Source organism: Dyella acidiphila (assembly GCF_014863405.1).
Classification (GTDB): domain Bacteria; phylum Pseudomonadota; class Gammaproteobacteria; order Xanthomonadales; family Rhodanobacteraceae; genus Dyella_B; species Dyella_B acidiphila.
This window is the reverse complement of the sequence record NZ_JACZZA010000003.1, coordinates 203791-225274: the sequence shown is the minus strand read 5'-3', so window position 1 is coordinate 225274 and position 21484 is coordinate 203791. Positions and strand designations below refer to the sequence as shown.

Below are 21484 nucleotides of genomic sequence, written 5' to 3'. Positions count from 1 at the left end.
TCCGGTCTGCGAGCTTCATTGAAGAGTGCGCGCCAGAATGGCGCGCTGTTCTCCCGGGGCCCCTCGGCAGCGGTGCGGGGCCGAAAGCGCCGCAGGCAGTGGTCCGCATTAACGACATGCCGTGCGTACGGCACGCGGTGCACAACTCACCGCCAAACATCACGAACGCAACCGCGGCACCCCATGCTCATCGCGTTCTTCAATCGCAATCGGCCGCGTATCCAGGCGCCCGCCAACCATGCTGCTGGCCGGCAACAGCTCAGGATTTTCCCCACGCCCCATCGCAATCGCATTGCGATAGCAACGCTGCGCCAGCTGCGCATCGCCGAGCCCGGTATACGCATCGCCCAGCGCCTCCCACGCATTGGGCGTCGGCACCAGCGCCAGCGCACGCTCCAGATGCTGGCGCGCTTTGTTCCACTGCCCCAGGCGCACGCTCATGCGGCCCAGCGCCAACAACAAGCTGGGATCGTTCGGATGGCTATCCTGCCAGGCCTCGGCGCGGCGCAGGCGTGCTTCGAGATCGCCGCCGGACAAGTTGCCGTAGGTCTCCACCAGCTGCGGCGACCATTCGCGCCGCAAGGCCGATTCCACTTCGTCCATGGCCGGCAATTCCAGCCCGAACGCGGCGGCCTTGCGCGCATACGCATCGATCACGGCCGGCGCGCGGCGCTGCGACTTCGGCAATTGCGACCACAGCGTATTGAGCACCGCGCCATCGGTCGCCGCATTGATGCTGGCGACCAGGGTCAGGGTTTCCAGCGAGCCGTAGGCGCGCGTACCAAGCACACCGCTCTTTTGCAGCGGATCCAGCGCTTCGCGCGCGCGGCGCGTATCGCCGCTGGCCAATGCCGCCAACGCATATTCGCGCCAGCCGCCCGGGCTGAGATTGCCGCTTTCCGCCTCGGGCGTAAGCAGGGTCAGGGCTTCGGCCGGACGACCATCGCGACGCAGCACGCGCGCACGCAGCACACGTGCGGCACGCGGCGCGACCTGTGCCGCCTCATCCAGCGATTCCAGCGCACGCGCATGCTCGCCACGGCGCGAGGACGCTTCCGCGGCCGCCAGCAAGGCCGGCCCGCGCAAGGTATTCAGGCGCGAGGCGCGACTGAGATCGCGTTCCGCCTCGCTATGTCGTCCTTCCATCAGCGCTACCAGACCATCGGCCAGGCGTTGCTGGCTCAGACGGCGATGACGGCGCGAAAACGCACCGAATGGCCAGCGCAGCAAACGCCACAGCGCCACCAGCAATGCCCAGGCCAACAGCAGCAATACCACCGCCGCCAGCAGGCTGGTCTGCGCGGTGACGCCGCGAAAACGCACCAATACATAGCCCGGATCGGTGGCAATCCAGTGCCAGCCGAAGGCGGCCACCGCCGCCACGATCACCAGCAGCAGAATCCAGCGCCAGACCTTCATGGCTTGTTACCTGCCGGTGCCGGCGCCGCCGTGCTCTCGGCGGCGGGCTTCAACGCATGCACCGCACGCAGATTGCGCAACTCGGCCAAGGCACCGCCGAGGGTGACCGGAATGGCCGGCTTGAGCTGATTGCCCAGCGTGGCGAGCTGTTCGCGCGCCTGCTGCACCGGCGGCGACTGCAGGTCGAACTGTGCCGCAAGGCCGGCATCGGCGCGTTTGAGCGCAGCACTGCAGGCGGCGTTGTCCCAGGCGATCAGCGCAGCCTGCGCTTGCGCCAGGTCCAGCGCCACCATTTCGCGTGCAATGCGTGCATCGGCGATATCGATCGGTGCGCCGTTGTCGCGCTGGATCTGCACCACGCTGTAGAGCGCATGGCGAATGCGTGCCCAGACGCCGCTGTCGTTGCCCGTAACCGGCTGGTCCAGCGGCTTGAGTGCAAGCTCGGGCAATGCGTTGCGCAGCTGCGCCATGTTGTCCAGCAGTTGCTGGCGATCGGCCGGCTGGCTCTTCAGCAGGGCTTCGTGTTCGGCATCGATGCTCTGCCGCACGCCGTTGAAAGCATTGTCGTTGACGCCGGCAAGCGTCTGTTCGGCCAGCGCAAAAGCCTGCGCCGCACTTTGCGCATCGTGGAACAGGGTGTAGCGCTCGGCGCCCATGCGCAGCAGCGCCTCGGTTTCGTCCAGGCGCATGGCGTCCTGGCCGGACAGGGTCTTTTCGGACAGCCGGCCGACGGCTTCTTCCAGATCGCGCACGCGCTGGTCTTGCGACAGCAGCTCTTCGCGCAGCGAACGGTTGACTTGGTCGGCGTCGTTAAGGCGCTGGCTCAGCAGATTGTTCTGGCCGGTGGCGCCGGAAAGATTGTGTTCCAGCGTATTGACCCGCTGTTCCAGGCCGGCGGTGACGCGCAAGGTGCGTGCATCCAGATGCAGCACCTGCCATTGCCGCCAAGCCACGTAGGCAGTGCCGACCAGCGCAATCAGCGCCAGCAGCAGCGCGAGTGCCAGGGTGCCGCTGGAGCGGGCCGGCGGCCGCGCGGCGCGGGTGGCGGTGGCAGGCACGCCGGCTGGCGCGGTGTTTCGTTCGGGGGTGAGATCGTCCTGGCTCATGCGCGCATGCTAACAGCCCGCGTCGCCCGCTTCGTGGCGTACTTGTGAACAAATCTCCACGGCTGCGGCCAGCAAATCGGCCTGCGTGGCCGATGTAGCCTGATGAAGTCGTTTGAAACCGGCGGCGCGCGCCTGCTCGCCGATACGCTCGCTGCTGACTACGGCACAGGCGCTGCAAAGCCGCTGCCATGCCTGCGCCGGCAGCTGGGCCTGCAGATGCTGGATGGCCTCGCCGCTGGACAGCAGCACACAGGCGCCGGCCGGCAGTTGCAGCAGCGCCTCGGCATGCCGCCGGTTCAGCCGCGGCGCGGCCCGCCCATAGACATGCACTTCACGCAGCGCCGCACCGCGCGTGGCGATTTCCGCTTGCAGCAGGCCGCGCCCGGAAGGCGCGGTGATCAGCGCCACGCTGCGCCCGCGCAGTGCTTGCATTAGCGGCAACTGCAAGACCCCTTCGCTGTTTTGCTGGACTTCCGGCAACAGCGCCTCGATGCCATGGCGCTGCAGGGCGCGCGCCGTGCCCTGTCCCACGGCAACGACAACGGCCGTGGTGCGGCACAGCGCCAAGCGCAGCGCATAACGCACCGCGGCGGGGCTGGTGAAGATCAGCACATCGTCGTGCTGGGCGGCGTCCCATTGGCTGCGCAGCGCATCCGTAGCGGGCGCGGCACGCAGCGACAAGCCCGGCAGCAGCAGCGGCAGGCCACCCAGCGTGCGTACCTTGCGCGCCAGACTGCTGCCGGTGCCGGCAGGGCGCGTAATCACGATCGTCCGTCCAGCCAGCGGGCCCGGCGCAGAGGATGGCGAGGTCGGACGCACGCGAGATGGCATCGGCAGCGGCAGCGAGGGAGGCAGGAACCCGAGTCTAGCCTCTACACTTGCCGACTCCCTCCCCCAAATACGATCTTCGATGGACAAGCTCGACCTGCACGCGGCCGCCCAGAATCTGGTGGACTTTATCCGCGACGGCATTCCGCTGGCCGAATCCATGGCACTGGAACTGGGCAGCTACGACGGCGAACGCCTCACCCTCGCCTGCCCGCTCGGGCCCAACGTCAACGACAAGGGCTGCGCCTTCGGCGGCAGCCTGGTCAGCCTGATGACGCTCACCGGCTGGGGCGTGGTGGAGCTGGCCCTGCGCCAGCACGGCGAAGACTGCGACGTCTACGTGGGCGAATCCGCTGTGCGCTACCTCAGCCCGGTCTGGGGCGATTTCCAGTCCCTGGCGCAGCGTGCCGAGGACGCCAGCTGGGAAGTGTTCTTCGCCACCTTGTCGGCCCGTGGCCGGGCCCGCATCGCGATTACCGCCGAAGTGCCGGGCGAGGACGGCAAGCCGGCTGCCACGCTTGCGGCACAGTTCGTGGCGAAACGGCGCACGCCTGCGGCAGAATGAGCCGATCTGGGAGGGGAGTTCGCTGTATGTCCATGCGCCTTATGACTGGTCCGATCCTGCTGTCGACGATGTTGCTGCTGGCCGGCTGCGCCACCGACAAGCGCAGCGATGCGCTGACCCACACCATGATCGAATACGCCAACGCCGTCCGCTGGAATGGCTTCGAGGCGGCAGAGCAGTTTGTCGATCCGAAGGTGCGCGACGCCCACCCGATCACCGACCTGGACCGCGCCCGCTTCAAGCAGGTGCAGGTCAGCGACTACGACGACGGCAACGGCCCGATGCCCAATGGCCCGAACGAAGTGCGCCAGGTAGTGCAGATCAGCCTGACCAATGTGCATACCCAGTCGGTACGCACCATCGTCGACCACCAGGTCTGGCACTACGACCAGGACAAGAACCACTGGTGGCTGGAAAGCGGCATCCCGGACATCAACCAGTCCAATTGAATCGCCGCCCCGGTGCGAACAGGCGCCGGGGAACTCGCCTATAATTGCCGTTTGCCTGCAACCGGTCCGGCCCTCCATGAACGATTTCCTGCATAAGCTGCCCCAGTTCCTGGGCAACCACCTCGTGCTCGTCCTGGCCCTCGTCGCGCTGGTGATTGCGCTGATCGTCACCCAGCTCATGGTGCTGCTGCGCAAGTACAAGGAACTGACCCCGGCCGGCCTGACCCAGCTGATCAACCGCGACACCCCGCTGCTGATCGACCTTTCCGCCATCGCCGACTTCGAGAAGATGCACGTGCCCGGCGCCAAACATGTGGCGATGAGCCAGTTCGATCCGGAAAACAAGGATCTGGCCAAGGCGCGCGAGCTGCCGGTGGTGGTGATGGACAAGGATGGCCGCAACAGCGACGGCGCCGCGCAACGCCTGATCAAGGCCGGCTTTACCCGCGTCTATACCCTGGGCGGCGGCGTGCTGGCCTGGCAGCAGGCGCAGATGCCGGTGGCCAAGGGCAAAAACTGAGCGCCCGCTTCAACCGACGTTGAGTCCGGCACGCGCGGCCAGGATCTGCGCCAGCACGTCGGGCGCATAGTCGAACGAGTCGTAATAGAGCCGGTCTTCCGGCAGTCCGGCTTCGACAAACAGCCGGCGGCCGGCATCGATCATCGGCGGCGGCCCGCTCATGTACACGTCGTGGCCGGCAAGATCCGGCTGATCATGCAGCACTGCTTCATGCACCAGCCCGGCGCGTATGCCGGCCGCCTGCGCCTGCTGCGGATCGGACAGCACCGCGTGAAAGCGCAGCCGATGCGCCTGCGCCGCCCAGCCTTCGGCCAGCGGCTGCAGATAGAGATCTTCCCGGTTGCGTGCGCCCCAATACACCTCGATCGCGCGGCGCGTGCCGAGCGCCAGAAAGTGCTCGACGATCGCTTTCACTGGCGCAAAGCCGGTGCCGCCGGCCATGAACACCATCGGCCGCTCCGAATCCTCGCGCGGCACAAACGTGCCCAACGGGCCTTCGATCGGCAGCGTGTCGCCCTCGCGCAGCACATCGCTGACCCAGGAGGTGAAGCCGCCGCCGAGCACATGCCGCACATGCAGCTCGATCACGCCATCGGCCTGCGGCCCGTTGGCGATCGAGAACGGCCGCCGCCGGCCATCGTCCAGCAGCACGTCCAGGTACTGGCCCGGCAGCCAGTTCAAACGCAATTCGCCTTGCGCGGGCTGCAGATGCAGGCCGATCACGTCCGGCGCAAGCTGCCATTTGCGGCTCACCTGCACGATCAGCCGGCGCCGCGCGATATCTTCCACCGAGGTCACTTCGCGTGCCTGCAGCACCAGGTTGCTCGCCGGCACCGCCTGGCACAGCAGCACCGCATGCTGCAGGCGATCGTGCGCATCGAGCGCGGCGGGCGGATTGTGCGGATATTCGCAGCGCCCCTCCAGCAGCAGCGCCTTGCAGCTGCCGCACACGCCGGCACGGCAGGAATACGGCAGCGCGATGCCGGCGCGCTGCGCCGCTTCCAGCACGGTTTCGCCGGGCATCACGCCGAAGCGGCGGCCGGAAGATTTGAGAGTGACGATAAACACGGGGCGCATTGTCGCCGCAGGGGTGGTCGGCGGACAATGCGGCCTCCCTGCACGAGTATCAACCGCATGCGCATCTGGAAACAGGATACCGACCTCGCCCGCCTGAACGGCTGGAGCCAGAACACGCTGATGGAGGCCCTGGGCATCCGCATCAGCGCAGTCGGCGACGACTGGCTGCAGGGCACCATGCCGGTCGATCGCCGTACGCACCAGCCCTACGGGCTGCTGCATGGCGGCGCCTCGGTGGCGCTGGCCGAAACCCTCGGCAGCACTGCCGCCATGCTCACGCTCGATGCGGACAAGGAACGCGCCGTGGGCCTGGATATCAATGCCAACCATATGCGCGGCGTGCTCAGCGGCAACGTGGTCGGCACCGCCCGTCCGTTTCATTTGGGACGCTCCACGCAGGTGTGGGAGATCCGCATCGAAGACGAGGCCGGCAAGCTGGTGTGCATTTCACGCCTGACCATGGCCGTGGTGCCGGCCGGCGCGGTGGGTGCGCGTTGATGCGCAAGTGCGCGCATGTCTGACGAAACCCCTTACGCCCGGCTCACGCCCGACCTCGTGCTCGACGCGGTGAGCGCCTGCGGCCTGTGGCCGGATGGGCGCCTGCTGGGCTTGAACAGCTACGAGAACCGGGTCTGGCAGGTAGGCCTGGAAGATGCCTCGCCGGTGATCGCCAAGTTCTATCGGCCGCAGCGCTGGAGCGATGCGGCGATCCTCGAAGAGCATGCCTTCGCACAGGAACTGGCCGAGGCGGAATTGCCGGTAGTGGCGCCGTGCGTATTCGGCGGCCGCACTCTGCTGCATCACGATGGCTACCGCTACACGCTCTCGCCGCGGCATGGCGGACGCGCGCCGTCGCTGGAATCGGCCGATCAGCTGGAATGGCTGGGGCGCTTGATCGCACGCATGCATGCGGTGGGTTCGCGCAGCGCGTTTGCGCATCGTGGGCGGCTCGATCGCGACAGCCTGATCGCGCAGCCGATGCATGCGGTGCTCGCCTCCAGCCTGCTGCCTTCCGCGCTGGGCGAGCGCTATCGCCAGGCGGTGCAGCGCGTCGATCGTGCGGTAGCTGCGCGCTTCGACGCGGTCGGCCCGGTGCGCACCTTGCGCCTGCATGGCGATTGCCATCCGGGCAATGTGCTGTGGACCGATGCCGGTCCGCATTTCGTCGATCTCGACGATGCGCGCATGGGCCCGGCAGTACAGGATCTATGGATGCTGGCGCACGACGAACAGGCGATGGAGGCCTTGCTGGAAGGCTATGCTTCGATGCGTGACTTCGATCACGCCGAACTGGCGCTGATTCCGGCCCTGCGCACCATGCGCCAGGTGCATTATGCGGGCTGGATCGCCGCACGCTGGCATGATCCGGCCTTCCCTGCCGCGTTTCCGTTCGCTGCCGAGGCGCGCTGGTGGGAGCAGCACATCACGGACCTGCATGAGCAGGCCGATGAACTCGAATAATTTTTCTTGCTGGGGTGTTGAATGCGTCTGATCCTGTTTCGCCTGATCGGTATCCTGGAAGTCGCCGGCGGCTTCTACGGCATGGCCACCGTACTGCCGCGCCTGCTGGCGATCGGACCGCTGCATACGGCAGCGATCGGGCTGATCCAGTTTGCGCTGTATGCCTTCGTGCTGGTGGCCGGCGTGCTGCTGCTGGAAAACAGCGAGCGCGGCATCCGCTTCTCCAGCATCGCGCAATTGCTGCAGCTGCCGCTGATCGCCACGCCGATCTTCGTCTATGCCCTGCACTGCGGCGCCTGCATCGATCTGTACGCGGCGCTGCATATTCCCACCCGGCCGGAGCTCAGCTGGCAGTTCGGCAGCCAGCGCTTCATGCTGGCGTTCTCGGGACCCGGCGTTTCCCGCCTGGGGGTGAACGTGCTGGCGCTGCTGTCGTGGCTGGTGCTGAAGCTGCGTTGAGCTGTTAGCGTCCACTGGGCTACATCGGACTTTATGCGGGGATAAGCCTGCGTTTGGCGCGATTTTGTTGGGTTACCCCCAGATCAAGTCCGGGGTAACCCAACCTGCGGGTGGGGCGATTTCGCTGGAAAAGCCGGGGTAGCGGTTATCATGGGCGGATGAATACCCCCGCCGAACTGCCTCTTATCCGCCTGAAATCCGACCGCACGCCGGGCCACCCCTGGGTCTGGTCGGCGCAGGTGCACAAGCCCGAATCGCGGATTCCACCGGGCAGCGTGGTCGATGTCGTCGACGCCAAGCAGCGCTTTGTCGGGCGCGGCTTCTGGAACGGGCATGCGCGCATCGCGCTGCGCCTGCTGACCGCCGATGCGGATGAAGCGATCGATGCCGACTGGATCGGCGCACGCATCGACCGCGCGGTGGCGCTGCGCCGGCAGCTGCTCACTCTCGACAACGTCACAGACGCCTGGCGCGTGGTGCATAGCGAAGGCGATGGCCTTTCCGGACTGATCGTCGACCGCTACGCCGATATCCTGGTGATCGAGTATTTCGCCGCCGGCATGTGGAAATTCCGCGACGCCATCCACGCGGCGCTGCTGCGCAATTTTCCGGGTGCGCGCCTGTACTGGTTTGCCGAAAGTCATGTGCAGAAGCAGGAATCTTTCGACTGCCGCGCGATGGAAGCCCCTACGCCCGTGGAAGTGCACGAGCACGGCCTGCGTTTCCATGCGGCGCCCGGCTATGGCCACAAGACCGGCTTCTTCGCCGACCAGCGCGAAAACCGCCGGCGCTTTGCCGAGCTGGCGCGCGGCCGCCGCGTGCTGGACCTGTGCTGCAATGCCGGCGGCTTCGCCGTGCATGCGCTGGCCGGCGGCGCCAGCGAAGCCACCGGCGTGGACATGGATGCGGGCATCCTCGAAATCGCCCGCGCCAATGCGCAGGCCAATCATCTGGCCGCTCGCTTCGAACAGGCCGATATCTTCGAATGGCTGCGCCAGGCCGTGGCGCGCGGCGAACGCTACGACGCGGTAATCCTCGATCCGGCCAAGCTCACCCGCGATCGCAACAAAGTGCTCGATGCGCTGAAGAAATACTTCGCCATGAACCGGCTGGCGCTGGACGTGATCCCGCCCGGCGGCCTGCTGCTGACCTGCTCCTGCACCGGCCTGGTCAGCGAGGCGGATTTCCTGGAAATGCTGCGACGTGTGGCCTTGAACGCAGGGCGCGAAATCCAGGTGCTGGAAGTGCGCGGCGCCGGGGCCGATCATCCGGTGCGCACAGATGTGCCGGAGAGTCGCTATCTGAAAGCCGTGTTCTGCCGCGTCGACTAAACCCCACCAGCACATGGCTTGGTAGGCAGGGGTAGGTTGAGTTAGCGCAGCGTAACCCAACGATGCCGCTTCGTAGCGAATTCGTTGGGTTACGCTGCGCTAACCCAACCTACGATCGACGCGAGCCCAGGCGCCACGCACCGATCAGCACATAACCCAGCAACAAAAACGCCAGCAGCAAAAAGCACCCGTTGCGTATCGTCACCGCATAACCAAGCGCCGCCACATCGATAAACCCATACGGATAGCTGCCGATCAGAGCCCCACGCACCAGCGCGTAGACGAAGTAAGCCACCAGATAGCCGCTCCACCACAACGGCGCCGTCCAGCGCAGCGCAATCCCCCGCAACATCGCCAGGCTATAGATCACGAACAGCCCTGGCGTGACGTAATGCAGCAGCGTATTGGCCACCCAGTGCAGGCCCTGCGGCTGCCATATCCGGCGCAGCAGCAGGTGATAAGCCAGGCCGACGAAGACGATGCTGGCGGTGACCCAGCCGATCGCCGCGGGCCGCAGGAAGAACCGGCCGGGTGCCGATGTCGGCGCCGCCAGCGGCCAGCTCACGGCAGCGCAGACCAGCAGATTGGTGAGAATGGTGAAATAGCCGAAATACGCCACCAGCAACTGCCCGATGCCGCGGCCATCGGTCTGCGCCGCACGCTGCAGCAGATACCATTGCAGCAGCAAGCCGCTCCAGCCGGCCAGCGCGATCAGCACAGCCAGCCAGCGGGTCTTGCCGTTCAGCGTATGGGTAATTGGCATGCGCGGGCCCCGTCGGTACGTCGATCTCAAGGATTGATATCGCAGCGCGTAAACTGTACCCCGCACTGTTTCGGAATCCACCATGCCCCTGATCGATCTCTTGCTGGCCCTGACCGTCCTGCTGCTGGTGCTGCAGGTAGTGCTCCTGTTGCGTGGTCGCGGCGATGGCGGACTGCATGCGCGGCTGGATGCGCTGAAGGACGACAATCGCCATCTGCGCGACGCGCTGGCGCAGGAGCAGCGTGCCGGGCGCGGCGAACTCAGCCAGGCGCTGGCGCAGTTCCGCGGCCTGGTACAGGAGCAGCTCGATGCGATGGCCGCACAGCAGCAGGAGCGCATCGGCCAGTTCGGCCAGCGGCTGGAGCTGCTGACCGAACGCACCGACAACGGCATGCAATCACTGGCCCAGCGCCTGGCCGAAGATGCGCGCCGCGGCCGCGAGGAGTTGGCTGCGACCTTCGCACGCTTCGGCGAACAGCAACAGCAGCGCCTGAGCGAACTCACCGCCAACAGCGAAACGCGGCTCGGCGAAGTGCGCAGCACGCTGGAAACCCGGCTCAGCGCGATGCAGCAGGACAACGCCGCCAAGCTGGAACAAATGCGCGCCACGGTGGACGAAAAACTGCAGGCCACGCTGGAGACGCGGCTGGGTCATTCCTTCAAGCTGGTTTCCGACCGCCTTGAAGCGGTGCAGCGCGGCCTGGGCGAGATGCAGTCGCTGGCCAGCGGCGTGGGCGATCTCAAGCGCGTGCTGAGCAATGTGAAAACGCGCGGCATCCTGGGCGAAATGCAATTGAGCGCACTGCTGGAGCAGATGCTGGCGCCGGAGCAATACGCATCCAATGTCGCCACCGTGCCCGGCTCGGACGATCGCGTGGAATTCGCCGTGCGCCTGCCCGGCAGCGATCGCGATCATCACGTCTGGCTGCCGATCGACGCAAAATTCCCCAGCGAAGACTACGAACGCCTGCTCGATGCGCAACAGCAGGCCGACGCGGAGGGCGTCGAGCGCGCCGCGCTGGCACTGGAGCGGCATATCCGCGAAGAAGCCAAGACCATCCGCGCCAAATACATCGCGCCGCCGGCCACTACCGATTTCGCCATTCTGTTCCTGCCCACCGAAGGCTTGTATGCGGAAATCATCCGCCGCCCCGGCCTGTTCGAAAGCCTGCAGCGCGAACAGCGCGTCACCATTGCCGGCCCGACTACGCTGTCGGCCTTGCTCAACAGCCTGCAGATGGGCTTTCGTACTCTGGCGATCCAGCAGCGCAGCAGCGAAGTGTGGCAGCTGCTTGGCGCCGTCAAGAACGAATTCGGCAAGTTCGGCGACGTGCTGCGCATGGTGCGCAAGAAGCTCGACGAAGCCGGCAAGCATATCGATGCCACCAGCGTACGCACGCGCGCGATCGAGCGCCGCTTGCGCGACGTGGAATCATTGCCGGGCGAGCAGGCGCAGCAATTCCTGGGTGATGCGATCGTCGGCGACGAAGAAACGACCGAAGATTGAGTCCCAGCTACGCAGCTTGGCCCAAGGCATGCGCTGCGGCCTTGGCAACCAGCGCATCGTCCGGCCGTACGCCGGTGTAGAGCACGAACTGCTCCACGGCCTGCAGCACGATCACTTCGGCGCCGGTGATCACCGGCTTGTGCAGCGCCCGCGCCAGCTTGATCAGCGGCGTTTCCGGCGGCAGCGCCACGACATCGAACACCACGTGCGCGTGCTCGACCTCGATGCGCTCGAATGCCAGCTGATCCGCCTCGGCACCTTCCATGCCGAGCGGCGTCACGTTGATCAACAGTTGCGCCTGCACACCGGACATATCGCGCGCCCATGAGAAACCGCTGACCTCGGCCAGCTTGCGCCCTGCCGCTTCGTTGCGCGCCACGATCTGCCCGTGGCGGAAACCGGCGTCGCGAAAAGCGCAGGCCACCGCCTTGGCCATGCCGCCGCTGCCGCGCAGCGCCAGCGGCAGATCGGGCGACAGGCCATGCTGCTCGATCAGCTTGCGGATGGCGATGTAGTCGGTGTTATAGGCATGCAGCACGCCGTCGTCGTTGACGATGGTGTTGATCGAGGCGATCGCCTGGGCCGAATCGTCGATCGCATCGACCAGCGGCAGGCATGCTTCCTTGAACGGCATCGAGACGGCGCAGCCGCGGATGCCCAGCGCACGGATGCCGCCGATCGCCGCCGGCAGATCGCGGGTGGTAAAGGCCTTGTAGACGAAGTTGAGATCCAGCGCCTCGTACAGGAAATTCTGGAAGCGCGTGCCGAAATTGCCCGGACGGCCAGACAGGGACATGCACAACTGGGTATCGCGGTTGATGCTGCGGGTCATGGCGAGCGGGGACGGGCCAGGGGCCGACCATCATACCCCCCCTGCCGGGGCGGGCTTGTGCCGGAGTGATCGCCCCGGCACGTCAAGGCTTGACGCGAGCATTACAATAAGCGGTCTGAACCCGTATCAAGGAAGCCGCATGAGCGAGCATCACGAGCCCACCGACGTCACCCGCGAGCAAGCCGAAGAAGCGGTGCGCACCCTGTTGCGCTGGGCCGGCGAAGATCCGCAGCGCGAAGGCCTGATCGATACGCCGCGCCGCGTGGTCAAGGCCTATCGCGACTGGTTCAGCGGCTACCAGACCGATCCGGGCGAATACCTGCGCCGCACTTTCGAGGAAGTGGCCGGCTACGACGAGATGGTGGTGCTGCGCGATATCGAATTCGAAAGCCATTGCGAACACCACATGGCGCCGATCATCGGCCGCGCCCACGTGGGCTATCTGCCGACCAACCGGGTGGTCGGCATCAGCAAGCTGGCCCGAGTGGTGGACGCCTATGCGCGCCGCTTCCAGGTGCAGGAAAAGATGACCGCGGAAATCGCCCGCTGCATCCAGGAAAACCTGCATCCGGCCGGCGTGGCCGTGGTGGTGGATGCCAGCCACGAATGCATGACCACGCGCGGCGTGCACAAGCGCGGCGTCTCGATGGTGACCAGTCAGATGCTGGGCGCGTTTCGCGACGACGCACGCACCCGCGCCGAATTCCTCGACTTCATCGGCCTGCGCGGCGGCCGCCGCTGATGCGCGCGGCAGTCGCGGCGTGGCTGCTGTGGCTGCCTCTGGCGGTGTGCGCACAAGGCACGGCCAGCAGCTTGTTCCAGGCGATGGACAGCAACGGCGACGGCCGCGTCAGCGAAACCGAGTACGTGGCGTACATGAGCCAGGGCTTTTATCGCCTGGACCGCAACCACGACGGCGTACTGGAAGCGGACGAACTGCCCGGCGGCCACGGCAAGCCCGTGACCTTGCAGGAGTGGCAGGACAATCTGCGCCGCGAATTCCGCAAGCTCGACCATCACCACCACGGTTACCTGACCGAGCGGGAACTGCTGCAGCCGCCGCAGTAAGGCGCCGGGCTGTCATGCTGGCGCAAGCCGGCATGACGCAAAAGTGAAATAACGCATCTCCCGGGCCGGCGCGACTTTTTGCGCGGGCACCGCCCATGCCAAGCCGCCCGCCATCGGCTATCGTTGCACCTTTGTCCTAGCCCGCACTGGCCACGCCCGCAGCATGGATTCCGCCCCGCCCACCGCATCACCCCGCCACCAAGCCGCCCTCGCCTTCATCTTCGTGACGGTGATGCTGGACATGCTGGCCTTCGGCATCATCATTCCGGTGCTGCCGCACCTGATCGTGGATCTGATCGGCGGCAGCATCGCCAAGGCCGCGGTGTGGACCAGCGCCTTCGGCACGGTCTACATGCTGATGCAGTTCGTGTTTTCGCCGGTGCAGGGCACGCTGTCGGATCGCTATGGGCGGCGCTCGGTGATCCTGATTTCCAGCTTCGGCCTGGGCGTGGATTTTCTGGTGATGGCGCTGACGCCAACGCTGTGGCTGCTGTTCGTGGGCCGTGCCGTATCCGGCATCTGCGCGGCCAGTTTCTCCACCTCCAACGCCTATATCGCCGACATCGTGCCGAAGGAACGGCGTGCCGCCGCATTCGGCATGATGGGCGCGGCCTTCGCCGTCGGCTTCATCATCGGTCCGGCGCTGGGCGGCTTCCTCGGGCATATCGGCCTGCGCCTGCCGTTCTGGGTGGCGGCCGTGCTGTCGCTGATCAATTTCTGCTACGGCTTCTTCGTGCTGCCCGAATCGCTGCCGCCGGAGCAGCGCACCAGGCATTTCAACTGGCGCCATGCCAACCCGTTCGGTGCGCTGGTGCTGTTGCGCCGCTATCCGCAAGTGTTCGCCTTCGCCGCGGTGGTCTTCCTGATCAATCTGGCGCAGTTTTCGCTCAATTCCACCTATGTGCTGTACACCGATTACCGCTATGGCTGGGGCCCGCAGGCAGTGGGCTTTACGCTCGGCCTGGTCGGCCTGTGTAGCGGCGTGGTGCAGGCAGTGCTGGTGCGGCAGCTGATGCCCCGCCTGGGCGAACGGCGGCTGATCATGATCGGCCTGTCGCTGTGCGTGCTGGGCTACTTGCTGTTCGGACTGGCATCGGTCGGATGGGTGTTCCTGCTCGGCATTCCGTTCCTGTGTCTGGGTGGCTTGTCGGGGCCGCCCGCGCAAGCGCTGATGACCCAGCAGGTGGATCCGCACGAACAGGGCCGCCTGCAAGGCGCCCTGACCAGCCTGGCCAGTCTCGCCGGTATTTTCGGTCCGGCGGTGTTCGCCAACCTGTTCGCGCTGTTCATCAGCGACCACGCGCCGATGCACCTGCCCGGCATCTCCTTTGTGCTGGCCGCCTTGCTGCTGGTGGGTGCGGCCATCCTTGCCAGCTATGCCATCCGCCACGTTCAGCCGGTGCAGGCGGCGACAGCATCTGAACATCCGTCGATGCCGGCGCACGGCGAGCTTTCCCCCGTGGCCGACGTCATCGCCCACGAGCATCATCCTCACGATCAACCGGAGTCATCCCCATGAGCATCTCGATGTACCAGGTCGCCGTCCCCGTATTCCTGCGCGCACTCAACAACCTGCAGCACGTGCTGAAGCAGGGTGAGGCGCACGCCAAGGCCAAGAACGTGGACGATTCGACCATCCTGCAGACGCGCCTGATCGCCGACATGCTGCCGCTGGTGAAGCAGGTGCAGATCGCCACCGACATGGCCAAGAACGGCACCGCGCGCCTGGCCGGCGTCGACCCGCTGAAATTCGAGGACAACGAAACCTCGTTCCACGAGCTGTACAACCGCATCGAGCGCGCCGTCGACTACATCAAGAGCTTCAAGCCCGAACAGCTCGACGGTTGCGAAACGCGCACCGTGACGATCAAGACACGCAACGGCACGCAGGATTTCGAAGGCGAGGCCTATCTGCTGCACTTCGTACTGCCCAACCTGTTCTTCCATAGCACCACCGCCTACAACATCCTGCGCGAAGCCGGCGCCGATATCGGCAAGCAGGATTTCATCGGCAAGCCCTGATCAGACATAACCCATGCAACAGCAACGGCGCGGCTTCGACCGCGCCGTTTTTTTTTGCTTGCGCGGCTTCGACCGCGCCGTTTTTTGTGCTTGCGCGGCACCGACCGCGCCATTTTGTTTTTGTGCTTGCGCAGCATTGCCACTGCGCCGCTGCACGATGCATCGCCGCCGGCATGCACAACATCACTTTCTGCAGTGAGTTTGCGATCAATCCGATTGTTACGCCTTTTTTAACAGGTGTTAATGCGCGGACCCGATTCACCCGCCACTGACGCGGGTGCCGCGGGGGAAAACCTTCGAACTCATTCACGTCGACACCGATCGCCGCGGCGATCCAAGGGGAGGCATTGCCTGCGCTCAGGCATGCGGTCGACATCATTCCAAGCAGGGAGAACGCAAGCATGAAGGCAGAACATCACCCACGGCATGGCTACAAGCTGCTCGCACTGGCATGTGCAATGGCGCTGGGCATGACTGACGTGTCCGCGCAGTCGACCACCGGCGGTATTGCCGGGCAGGCGCAACCGGGCAGCACCGTCATCGCCACCAGCGATACCGGCGTAAGCCGCAAGGCCAGCGTGGACGCCGGCGGGCACTACACCATCACCAGTCTGCCGGTCGGCAATTACACGGTAACCCTGCAAAACGCCGGCAGCGTGGTCGATACGCGCAGCAACGTGCAGGTAGTGGTGAATGCCAGCGCCGATGTCTCGTTTGCTTCGCAGACGAATGCCAAATCCCTTCAGGCCGTGAGCGTCAGCGCCTCGGCGTTGCCGCCGATCGATGTCAGCACGGTGGATTCACGCACCGTCATCACCGCCAAGGATCTGGCGCAGCTTCCGCTCGGCCGCTCGGCCGAAGCGATTGCGCTGCTGGCGCCGGGTGTGGTCGGCGGCAGCAGCTATTTCACCGGACCGACCGGCAATCCGCTGGTGTCCTTCGGCGGCGCTTCCGTGTCCGAAAACGCGTATTACATCAACGGCTACAACACCACCGATCCGCTCAACGGCCTGGGCGGCATCGGCCTGCCCTACGGCGCGATCGACCAGCAGGAAATCTTCACCGGCGGCTACAGCGCCAAGTACGGCCGCTCCACCGGCGGCGTGATCAACCAGATCGGCAAGCGCGGCAGCAACGAATGGCACTTTGGCGTGCAGGTGCAGTGGTCGCCCAGCGCGCTGGCCTCCGATCCCAGGAACGTGTATTACCCGGATCGCCCGCTACCGGTCGGCTTCGGCTACACCAACGACAAGCTGCCGGGAACGATCTACCGCGCGCAAAAGAACAACACGCGCACCGTCACCACCTACGATGCCTATGCTGGCGGCCCGCTGATCAAGAACACGCTGTTCCTGTTCGCAGCGGTCGAGGCGCAGAAGCAGGATGGAAAGTCGACCTCGAACATCGCATCGGCCCAGCCCAACGTCGATCATTACAGCTATAGCCTGCCCAAGCATTACGTCAAGCTCGACTGGAACATCAACGACAGCAACATCCTCGAGCTGACCAATATCTCCAACAAGAATTCCTACAACAGCAACCTGTATGCGTACGACTACACCACCGGCCAGCAAGGTGCCTTGTTTGGACACAACGCCTGGACCAAGGCCGGCTCGGACATCTACACCGGCAAATTCACCAGCTATATCACCGAAGACCTGACCTTCTCGGCCACCTACGGCGTGAACCGCGCCATCGACTTCCAGCAATATCCGGGCGCCAATCCCAGCCTCACCTACCTCGCCGGCGTCACCGACCAGGATCCGACCATCACCGGCGGCACGCCGATCCGCAACGGCATCACCACACGCGACGTGAAAGCACCGGACGCGCGTTACAGCAGCCGCGGCCTGCGCGCCGATCTTGAATACAAATTGGGCGATCATCTGCTGTCGGCCGGTATCGACAACATCAGCAGCAATGCGCATGACGAAGGCATGCGGGTATTCGGCCCCGGTTACGCCTGGTATTACAGCAAGGCCGCCGATCCCAGCAAGCCGCTGAACAGCAGCTTCGGCATCGGCGCACCGGGCGGCCAGGGTTACTACGCCTACAAGTATGTCTTCGACTCCACCACCAACATGTCGGTGGATCAAAAAGCGCAGTACATCGAAGACCGCTGGCAGATCAACGACCGCTGGCTGCTCAACATCGGCCTGCGCAACGACCAGTTCACCAACTACAACTCCGCGCACCAGGCCTTCGTCCACAACACCGCCCAGTGGGCGCCGCGGCTTGGCTTCAGCTGGGACGTGTTCGGCGATGCCAGCTTCAAGCTGTTCGGCAACCTGGGGCGCTATTACCTGGCCCTGCCCAACAGCGTGGCCGTGCGCGGCGCATCCGCTTCCACCTATACCAAGGAATATTTCACCTACGGCGGCATCGATCCGGTCACCGGCGCACCGACCGGCCTGAAGCCGCTCGGTCCAGGGCCCGTTTCCGCCAACAACGAATACGGCCAGACGCCGGATCCCCACACGGTGACGGCGAAGAACCTGCGCTCGCAATATCAGGACGAGGCCATCCTCGGCTTCAGTAAAACCCTCGGCAGCAACTGGGTCTACGGCGCCAAGCTGACCGTGCGCAAGCTGCAGGCCGCCATCGATGACGTGTGCGATGCCGGCGCACTGGAGAAAGCCGCCACGGCGCAGGGCATCGATGTCAGCAAGATCACCATCCCCGGCGGCTGCTGGATTTTCAATCCCGGCAGGAGCAATACCTTCCTGCTGCCCAACAGCAACGGCATCGGCTACAGCGAAGTCACCATGAGCAATCGCGACTGGGGCTTCAATGAAGGAGCCAAGCGCAAGTACTACGCGCTGGATCTGTTCCTGGAACACCCCTTCGACGGCAAGTGGCAGGGCCGCATCGACTACACCTTCTCGCGCAACTACGGCAATACCGAGGGACAGGTGCTGTCCACCCAGGGCCAGAAGGATATTTCCAAGACCCAGGACTGGGACTTCGCGCAGTTGATGGAAAACAGCAATGGCGTGCTGTCCAACGATCGCACGCATCAGTTCAAGGCTTACGGTGCCTACCTGATTTCGCCGGAATGGATGGTCTCCGGTTCGCTTCAGCTGATGTCCGGCGCCCCCAAGGCCTGCCTCGGCTACTACGGCAGCAATGAATCGGATCCGACGCTGTACGGCTCGCGTTATCGCTATTGCGCGGGCAGCCCCACGCCGCTGGGCAGCCTCGGCCGCCTGCCCTGGACCAGGCAGCTCAATCTCGGCGTCACCTACCAGCCCGCCTTTGCGGACAAGAAGCTGGCGCTGACCCTGGACGTGTTCAACGTACTGAACGAGCGCAAGGCCACGGTGCTCGATGCCACCTATGAAACGGCACCGTATACGGTCTCCAATACCTACGGCATGCCGCTGTATCTGCAAGACCCGCGCTATGTGCGCGTGTCGGCCAGCTACGACTGGTAAGCCACTGGACGAGGGGCACATCGATCGCAGGGCCGGCATCGCCGGCCCTGCTTGTTTGGGGCCGGGTCGCATTGATTGGCCATGGCCGCGCCCCCATCTTCGGGCCTTCGCCACCGGAGAGCCGCCGTGACCAAGCACCTGAAAATCGACTTTGTATCCGACGTCGTCTGCCCCTGGTGCGCGGTCGGGCTGAAATCGCTGGAGCAGGCGCTCAAGAACCTGGACGGCACGGTCAGCGCCGAGCTGCATTTCCAGCCGTTCGAGCTCAATCCGCAGATGGTGCCGGAAGGCGAGGACATCACCGAGCACCTGGCGCACAAATACGGCAGCACGCCGGAGCAGATCACCAAGAACCAGGCTGGCATCCGCGAGCGCGGCGCAGCGCTGGGCTTCACCTTCAACATGGACAAGCGCAGCCGCATCTACAACACCTTCGATGCGCACCGGCTGCTGCACTGGGCCGGCGAGCAAGGTCGGCAGCAGGCGCTGAAGGAAGCCTTGCTGCAGGCTTATTTCAGCCATGGCGAGAATGTCAGCTCGCATGAGGTGCTGGCGCGCGTGGCCGGCGAGGCCGGGCTGGACGCCGCCCAGGCGCGCCAGTTGCTGGACAGCGACCGCTTTGCCGAGGAAGTGCGCGAGCAGGAGCGCTTCTACCAGTCGCAGGGCATCCGCGCCGTACCCTCGGTGATCATCAACGAAAAGTATCTGATCCAGGGTGGCCAGCCGCCGGAAGCGTTCGAGGAGATTCTGCAGAAGGTCGCCGCCGAAGGTTGATGCGCTTTGCCCCCCCGCCCCTGCGGAACCCGGGGCGAGGGGGCAAAACACGGTACGCAGCGGTTTGCGGCCAGCTTTGAGACAATAGCCCACCGTCTCATTTGCCCTGCCCCGCATGCTGCGACTCACCGATATCAAGCTGCCCCTGGATCACGCCGAAGATGCGCTGCCCGCGGCCATCCGCGCCAAGCTGCATATCGGCGCCCAGGCTATCCGCAGCTATAGCGTGTTCCGCCGCGGCCACGACGCGCGCAAACGCGGCAACATCCAGCTGATCTACACGCTCGATGTCGAGGTTGCCGACCAGGCAAAGCTGCTGCAGCGCTTTGCCGATGATCCGCATGTACGTCCCACCCCCGACACCGACTACCGCTTTGTCGCCAAGGCGTCGGAGGGAGCGGCACATCGTCCTGTCGTGATCGGCCTGGGCCCTTGCGGACTGTTCGCCGGCCTGCTGCTGGCGCAGATGGGCTTCCGCCCGATCATCCTCGAACGCGGCAAGGCAGTACGCGAGCGCACCAAGGACACCTGGGATCTGTGGCGCAAGCGCAACCTGCATCCGGAGTCGAACGTGCAATTCGGCGAAGGCGGCGCCGGCACGTTTTCCGACGGCAAGCTCTACAGCCAGATTTCCGATCCGCACCACTACGGCCGCAAGGTGCTCACCGAGTTCGTGAAGGCCGGCGCGCCGGAAGAAATCATCTATGTAAGCAAGCCACATATCGGCACCTTCCGCCTGGTGACGATGGTGGAAAACATGCGCAACACGATCGAGGCGCTGGGTGGCGAGATCCGCTTCCAGCAGCGCGTCGACGACTTGCTGGTCGAGACCGATGCACAAGGCACGCGCCACGTGCGCGGCGTGATGCTGGCCAGCGGCGAGCAGATCCGCACCGACCACGTAGTGCTCGCGCTTGGCCATAGCGCCCGCGACACCGTGGAAATGCTGCACCGGCGCGGCGTCTACCTGGAAGCCAAACCGTTCTCGATCGGCTTTCGCGTGGAGCATCCGCAGTCGCTGATCGATCAGGCCCGCTTCGGCCCGCAGGCCGGCCATCCGCTGCTCGGCGCCGCCGACTACAAGCTGGTGCATCACTGCCGCAACGGGCGTTCGGTCTACAGCTTCTGCATGTGCCCCGGGGGCACCGTGGTGGCCGCCACCAGCGAACCGGGCCGCGTGGTTACCAATGGCATGAGCCAGTATTCGCGCAACGAGCGCAATGCGAATGCCGCCATCGTGGTCGGCATCGATCCGGCCGATTTCACGCCGTACGACAACAGCGGCAGCCCGCTTGCCGGCATCGCCCTGCAACGCCATTGGGAAAGCCGCGCGTTCGAACTCGGCGGCGGTACGTACGAAGCGCCGGGGCAATTGCTCGGCGATTTTCTTGCCGGCCGGCCATCCAGCGCGTTCGGCGAAGTCCAACCTTCCTACAAGCCCGGTGTCCATCTCACCGACCTGGCCGGCGCACTGCCGGACTATGCGATTGAAGCCATCCGCGAAGCGATGCCGGCCTTCGACCGCAAGATCAAGGGCTTCGGTCGCCCCGATGCGATCTTTACCGCCGTGGAAACACGCACCTCCTCACCAGTACGCATCCGCCGCAACGACGACGATTACCAGAGCCTCAACACCCGCGGCTTGTTTCCCGCCGGCGAAGGCGCCGGTTATGCCGGCGGCATTCTTTCTGCCGGCGTGGACGGCATCCGTATCGCAGAGGCGGTAGCGCTGGCGATCGGCACAAAAGCCTGAAAGTGTTCGAATGGCAAACGTAGTGGCGATTCCATGAATGCGACGCCGACAGTGTGAAGCTTAAGAAAAGCCTTACAAGCTTTCCGCGAACAACGACCCGGGTACGCGCACTTCTC

Annotated in this window: 22 protein-coding genes; 15 read left to right on the top strand and 7 right to left on the bottom strand. The window is 65.1% G+C overall.

Annotated elements, in window-relative coordinates:
- Positions 1–159: 159 nt before the first annotated feature.
- From IGX34_RS07840 to IGX34_RS07830, 3 genes are read right to left on the bottom strand one after another with little or no spacing between them, the layout of a single operon-like run.
- A complete protein-coding gene (locus tag IGX34_RS07840; RefSeq protein WP_192555149.1) occupies positions 160–1419 on the bottom strand; it encodes a heme biosynthesis protein HemY in 1260 nt (419 codons plus the stop codon).
- Positions 1416–2525 (bottom strand): uroporphyrinogen-III C-methyltransferase, encoded by a 1110-nt coding sequence (locus tag IGX34_RS07835; RefSeq protein WP_192555148.1) that lies wholly within the window; start codon positions 2523–2525, stop codon positions 1416–1418. The genes IGX34_RS07840 and IGX34_RS07835 overlap by 4 nt, the downstream gene beginning before the upstream one ends.
- Positions 2526–2534: 9 nt before the next feature.
- A complete protein-coding gene (locus tag IGX34_RS07830) occupies positions 2535–3290 on the bottom strand; it encodes a uroporphyrinogen-III synthase (RefSeq protein WP_338015433.1) in 756 nt (251 codons plus the stop codon).
- 145 nt (positions 3291–3435) lie between these two features.
- On the opposite strand from IGX34_RS07830, the gene IGX34_RS07825 reads away from it, so the two are divergent.
- From IGX34_RS07825 to IGX34_RS07815, 3 genes are all read left to right on the top strand, one after another.
- Positions 3436–3918: a YiiD C-terminal domain-containing protein gene (locus IGX34_RS07825; protein ID WP_192555146.1), complete on the top strand. Its 483-nt coding sequence runs from the start codon at positions 3436–3438 to the stop codon at positions 3916–3918.
- A gap of 26 nt (positions 3919–3944) precedes the next feature.
- Positions 3945–4367, top strand: coding sequence for a hypothetical protein (locus IGX34_RS07820; protein WP_338015432.1), 423 nt, complete (start codon positions 3945–3947; stop codon positions 4365–4367).
- A gap of 76 nt (positions 4368–4443) precedes the next feature.
- Positions 4444–4887: a rhodanese-like domain-containing protein gene (locus IGX34_RS07815; protein WP_192555145.1), complete on the top strand. Its 444-nt coding sequence runs from the start codon at positions 4444–4446 to the stop codon at positions 4885–4887.
- 9 nt (positions 4888–4896) lie between these two features.
- Here the strand turns inward: IGX34_RS07815 and IGX34_RS07810 are convergent, their stop codons facing one another.
- On the bottom strand, positions 4897–5964 hold the full coding sequence (locus tag IGX34_RS07810) for a 2Fe-2S iron-sulfur cluster-binding protein (RefSeq protein ID WP_192555144.1): 1068 nt from the start codon (positions 5962–5964) through the stop codon (positions 4897–4899).
- A 57-nt stretch (positions 5965–6021) separates the two neighbouring features.
- On the opposite strand from IGX34_RS07810, the gene IGX34_RS07805 reads away from it, so the two are divergent.
- The 4 genes from IGX34_RS07805 to IGX34_RS07790 all read left to right on the top strand — a co-directional run bounded on the left by IGX34_RS07805 (position 6022) and on the right by IGX34_RS07790 (position 9215).
- Complete coding sequence (locus tag IGX34_RS07805; protein WP_192555143.1) at positions 6022–6462, top strand: hotdog fold thioesterase; 441 nt, start codon at positions 6022–6024, stop codon at positions 6460–6462.
- A 15-nt stretch (positions 6463–6477) separates the two neighbouring features.
- Positions 6478–7425 carry a serine/threonine protein kinase gene (locus IGX34_RS07800; protein ID WP_192555142.1) on the top strand — a complete coding sequence of 316 codons (948 nt, stop codon included), beginning with the start codon at positions 6478–6480 and terminating at the stop codon, positions 7423–7425.
- A 21-nt stretch (positions 7426–7446) separates the two neighbouring features.
- Positions 7447–7884, top strand: coding sequence for a hypothetical protein (locus IGX34_RS07795; protein WP_192555141.1), 438 nt, complete (start codon positions 7447–7449; stop codon positions 7882–7884).
- A gap of 158 nt (positions 7885–8042) precedes the next feature.
- Positions 8043–9215 (top strand): class I SAM-dependent rRNA methyltransferase, encoded by a 1173-nt coding sequence (locus IGX34_RS07790; RefSeq protein WP_192555140.1) that lies wholly within the window; start codon positions 8043–8045, stop codon positions 9213–9215.
- 109 nt (positions 9216–9324) lie between these two features.
- On the opposite strand, the gene IGX34_RS07785 is transcribed toward IGX34_RS07790, so the two are convergent.
- Positions 9325–9978 carry a Pr6Pr family membrane protein gene (locus IGX34_RS07785; RefSeq protein ID WP_192555139.1) on the bottom strand — a complete coding sequence of 218 codons (654 nt, stop codon included), beginning with the start codon at positions 9976–9978 and terminating at the stop codon, positions 9325–9327.
- 82 nt (positions 9979–10060) lie between these two features.
- Between IGX34_RS07785 and IGX34_RS07780 the strand changes: the two genes are divergently transcribed.
- Complete coding sequence (locus tag IGX34_RS07780) at positions 10061–11485, top strand: DNA recombination protein RmuC (RefSeq protein WP_192555138.1); 1425 nt, start codon at positions 10061–10063, stop codon at positions 11483–11485.
- 7 nt (positions 11486–11492) lie between these two features.
- Here IGX34_RS07780 and IGX34_RS07775 read toward each other — a convergent pair whose 3' ends face one another.
- Positions 11493–12317 (bottom strand): shikimate 5-dehydrogenase, encoded by an 825-nt coding sequence (locus IGX34_RS07775; protein ID WP_192555137.1) that lies wholly within the window; start codon positions 12315–12317, stop codon positions 11493–11495.
- Positions 12318–12456: 139 nt separating this feature from the next.
- Between IGX34_RS07775 and folE the strand changes: the two genes are divergently transcribed.
- From folE to IGX34_RS07755, 4 genes are all read left to right on the top strand, one after another.
- Positions 12457–13059 (top strand): GTP cyclohydrolase I FolE, encoded by a 603-nt coding sequence (gene folE, locus IGX34_RS07770; RefSeq protein WP_192555136.1) that lies wholly within the window; start codon positions 12457–12459, stop codon positions 13057–13059.
- On the top strand, positions 13059–13385 hold the full coding sequence (locus IGX34_RS07765; RefSeq protein WP_192555135.1) for an EF-hand domain-containing protein: 327 nt from the start codon (positions 13059–13061) through the stop codon (positions 13383–13385). The genes folE and IGX34_RS07765 overlap by 1 nt, the downstream gene beginning before the upstream one ends.
- 163 nt (positions 13386–13548) lie before the next feature.
- Positions 13549–14904, top strand: coding sequence for a TCR/Tet family MFS transporter (locus tag IGX34_RS07760; RefSeq protein ID WP_192555134.1), 1356 nt, complete (start codon positions 13549–13551; stop codon positions 14902–14904).
- Positions 14901–15407 carry a DUF1993 domain-containing protein gene (locus IGX34_RS07755; RefSeq protein WP_192555133.1) on the top strand — a complete coding sequence of 169 codons (507 nt, stop codon included), beginning with the start codon at positions 14901–14903 and terminating at the stop codon, positions 15405–15407. The genes IGX34_RS07760 and IGX34_RS07755 overlap by 4 nt, the downstream gene beginning before the upstream one ends.
- Here the strand turns inward: IGX34_RS07755 and IGX34_RS07750 are convergent.
- On the bottom strand, positions 15391–15810 hold the full coding sequence (locus IGX34_RS07750) for a hypothetical protein (protein WP_192555132.1): 420 nt from the start codon (positions 15808–15810) through the stop codon (positions 15391–15393). The two genes, IGX34_RS07755 and IGX34_RS07750, sit on opposite strands and share 17 nt — an antisense overlap.
- On the opposite strand from IGX34_RS07750, the gene IGX34_RS07745 reads away from it, so the two are divergent.
- From IGX34_RS07745 to IGX34_RS07735, 3 genes are all read left to right on the top strand, one after another.
- A complete protein-coding gene (locus IGX34_RS07745) occupies positions 15809–18841 on the top strand; it encodes a TonB-dependent receptor (RefSeq protein ID WP_192555131.1) in 3033 nt (1010 codons plus the stop codon). The two genes, IGX34_RS07750 and IGX34_RS07745, sit on opposite strands and share 2 nt — an antisense overlap.
- 126 nt (positions 18842–18967) lie before the next feature.
- On the top strand, positions 18968–19615 hold the full coding sequence (locus IGX34_RS07740) for a DsbA family oxidoreductase (RefSeq protein ID WP_425598782.1): 648 nt from the start codon (positions 18968–18970) through the stop codon (positions 19613–19615).
- A 115-nt stretch (positions 19616–19730) separates the two neighbouring features.
- Complete coding sequence (locus tag IGX34_RS07735) at positions 19731–21368, top strand: NAD(P)/FAD-dependent oxidoreductase (RefSeq protein ID WP_192555129.1); 1638 nt, start codon at positions 19731–19733, stop codon at positions 21366–21368.
- Positions 21369–21484 lie beyond the last annotated feature (116 nt).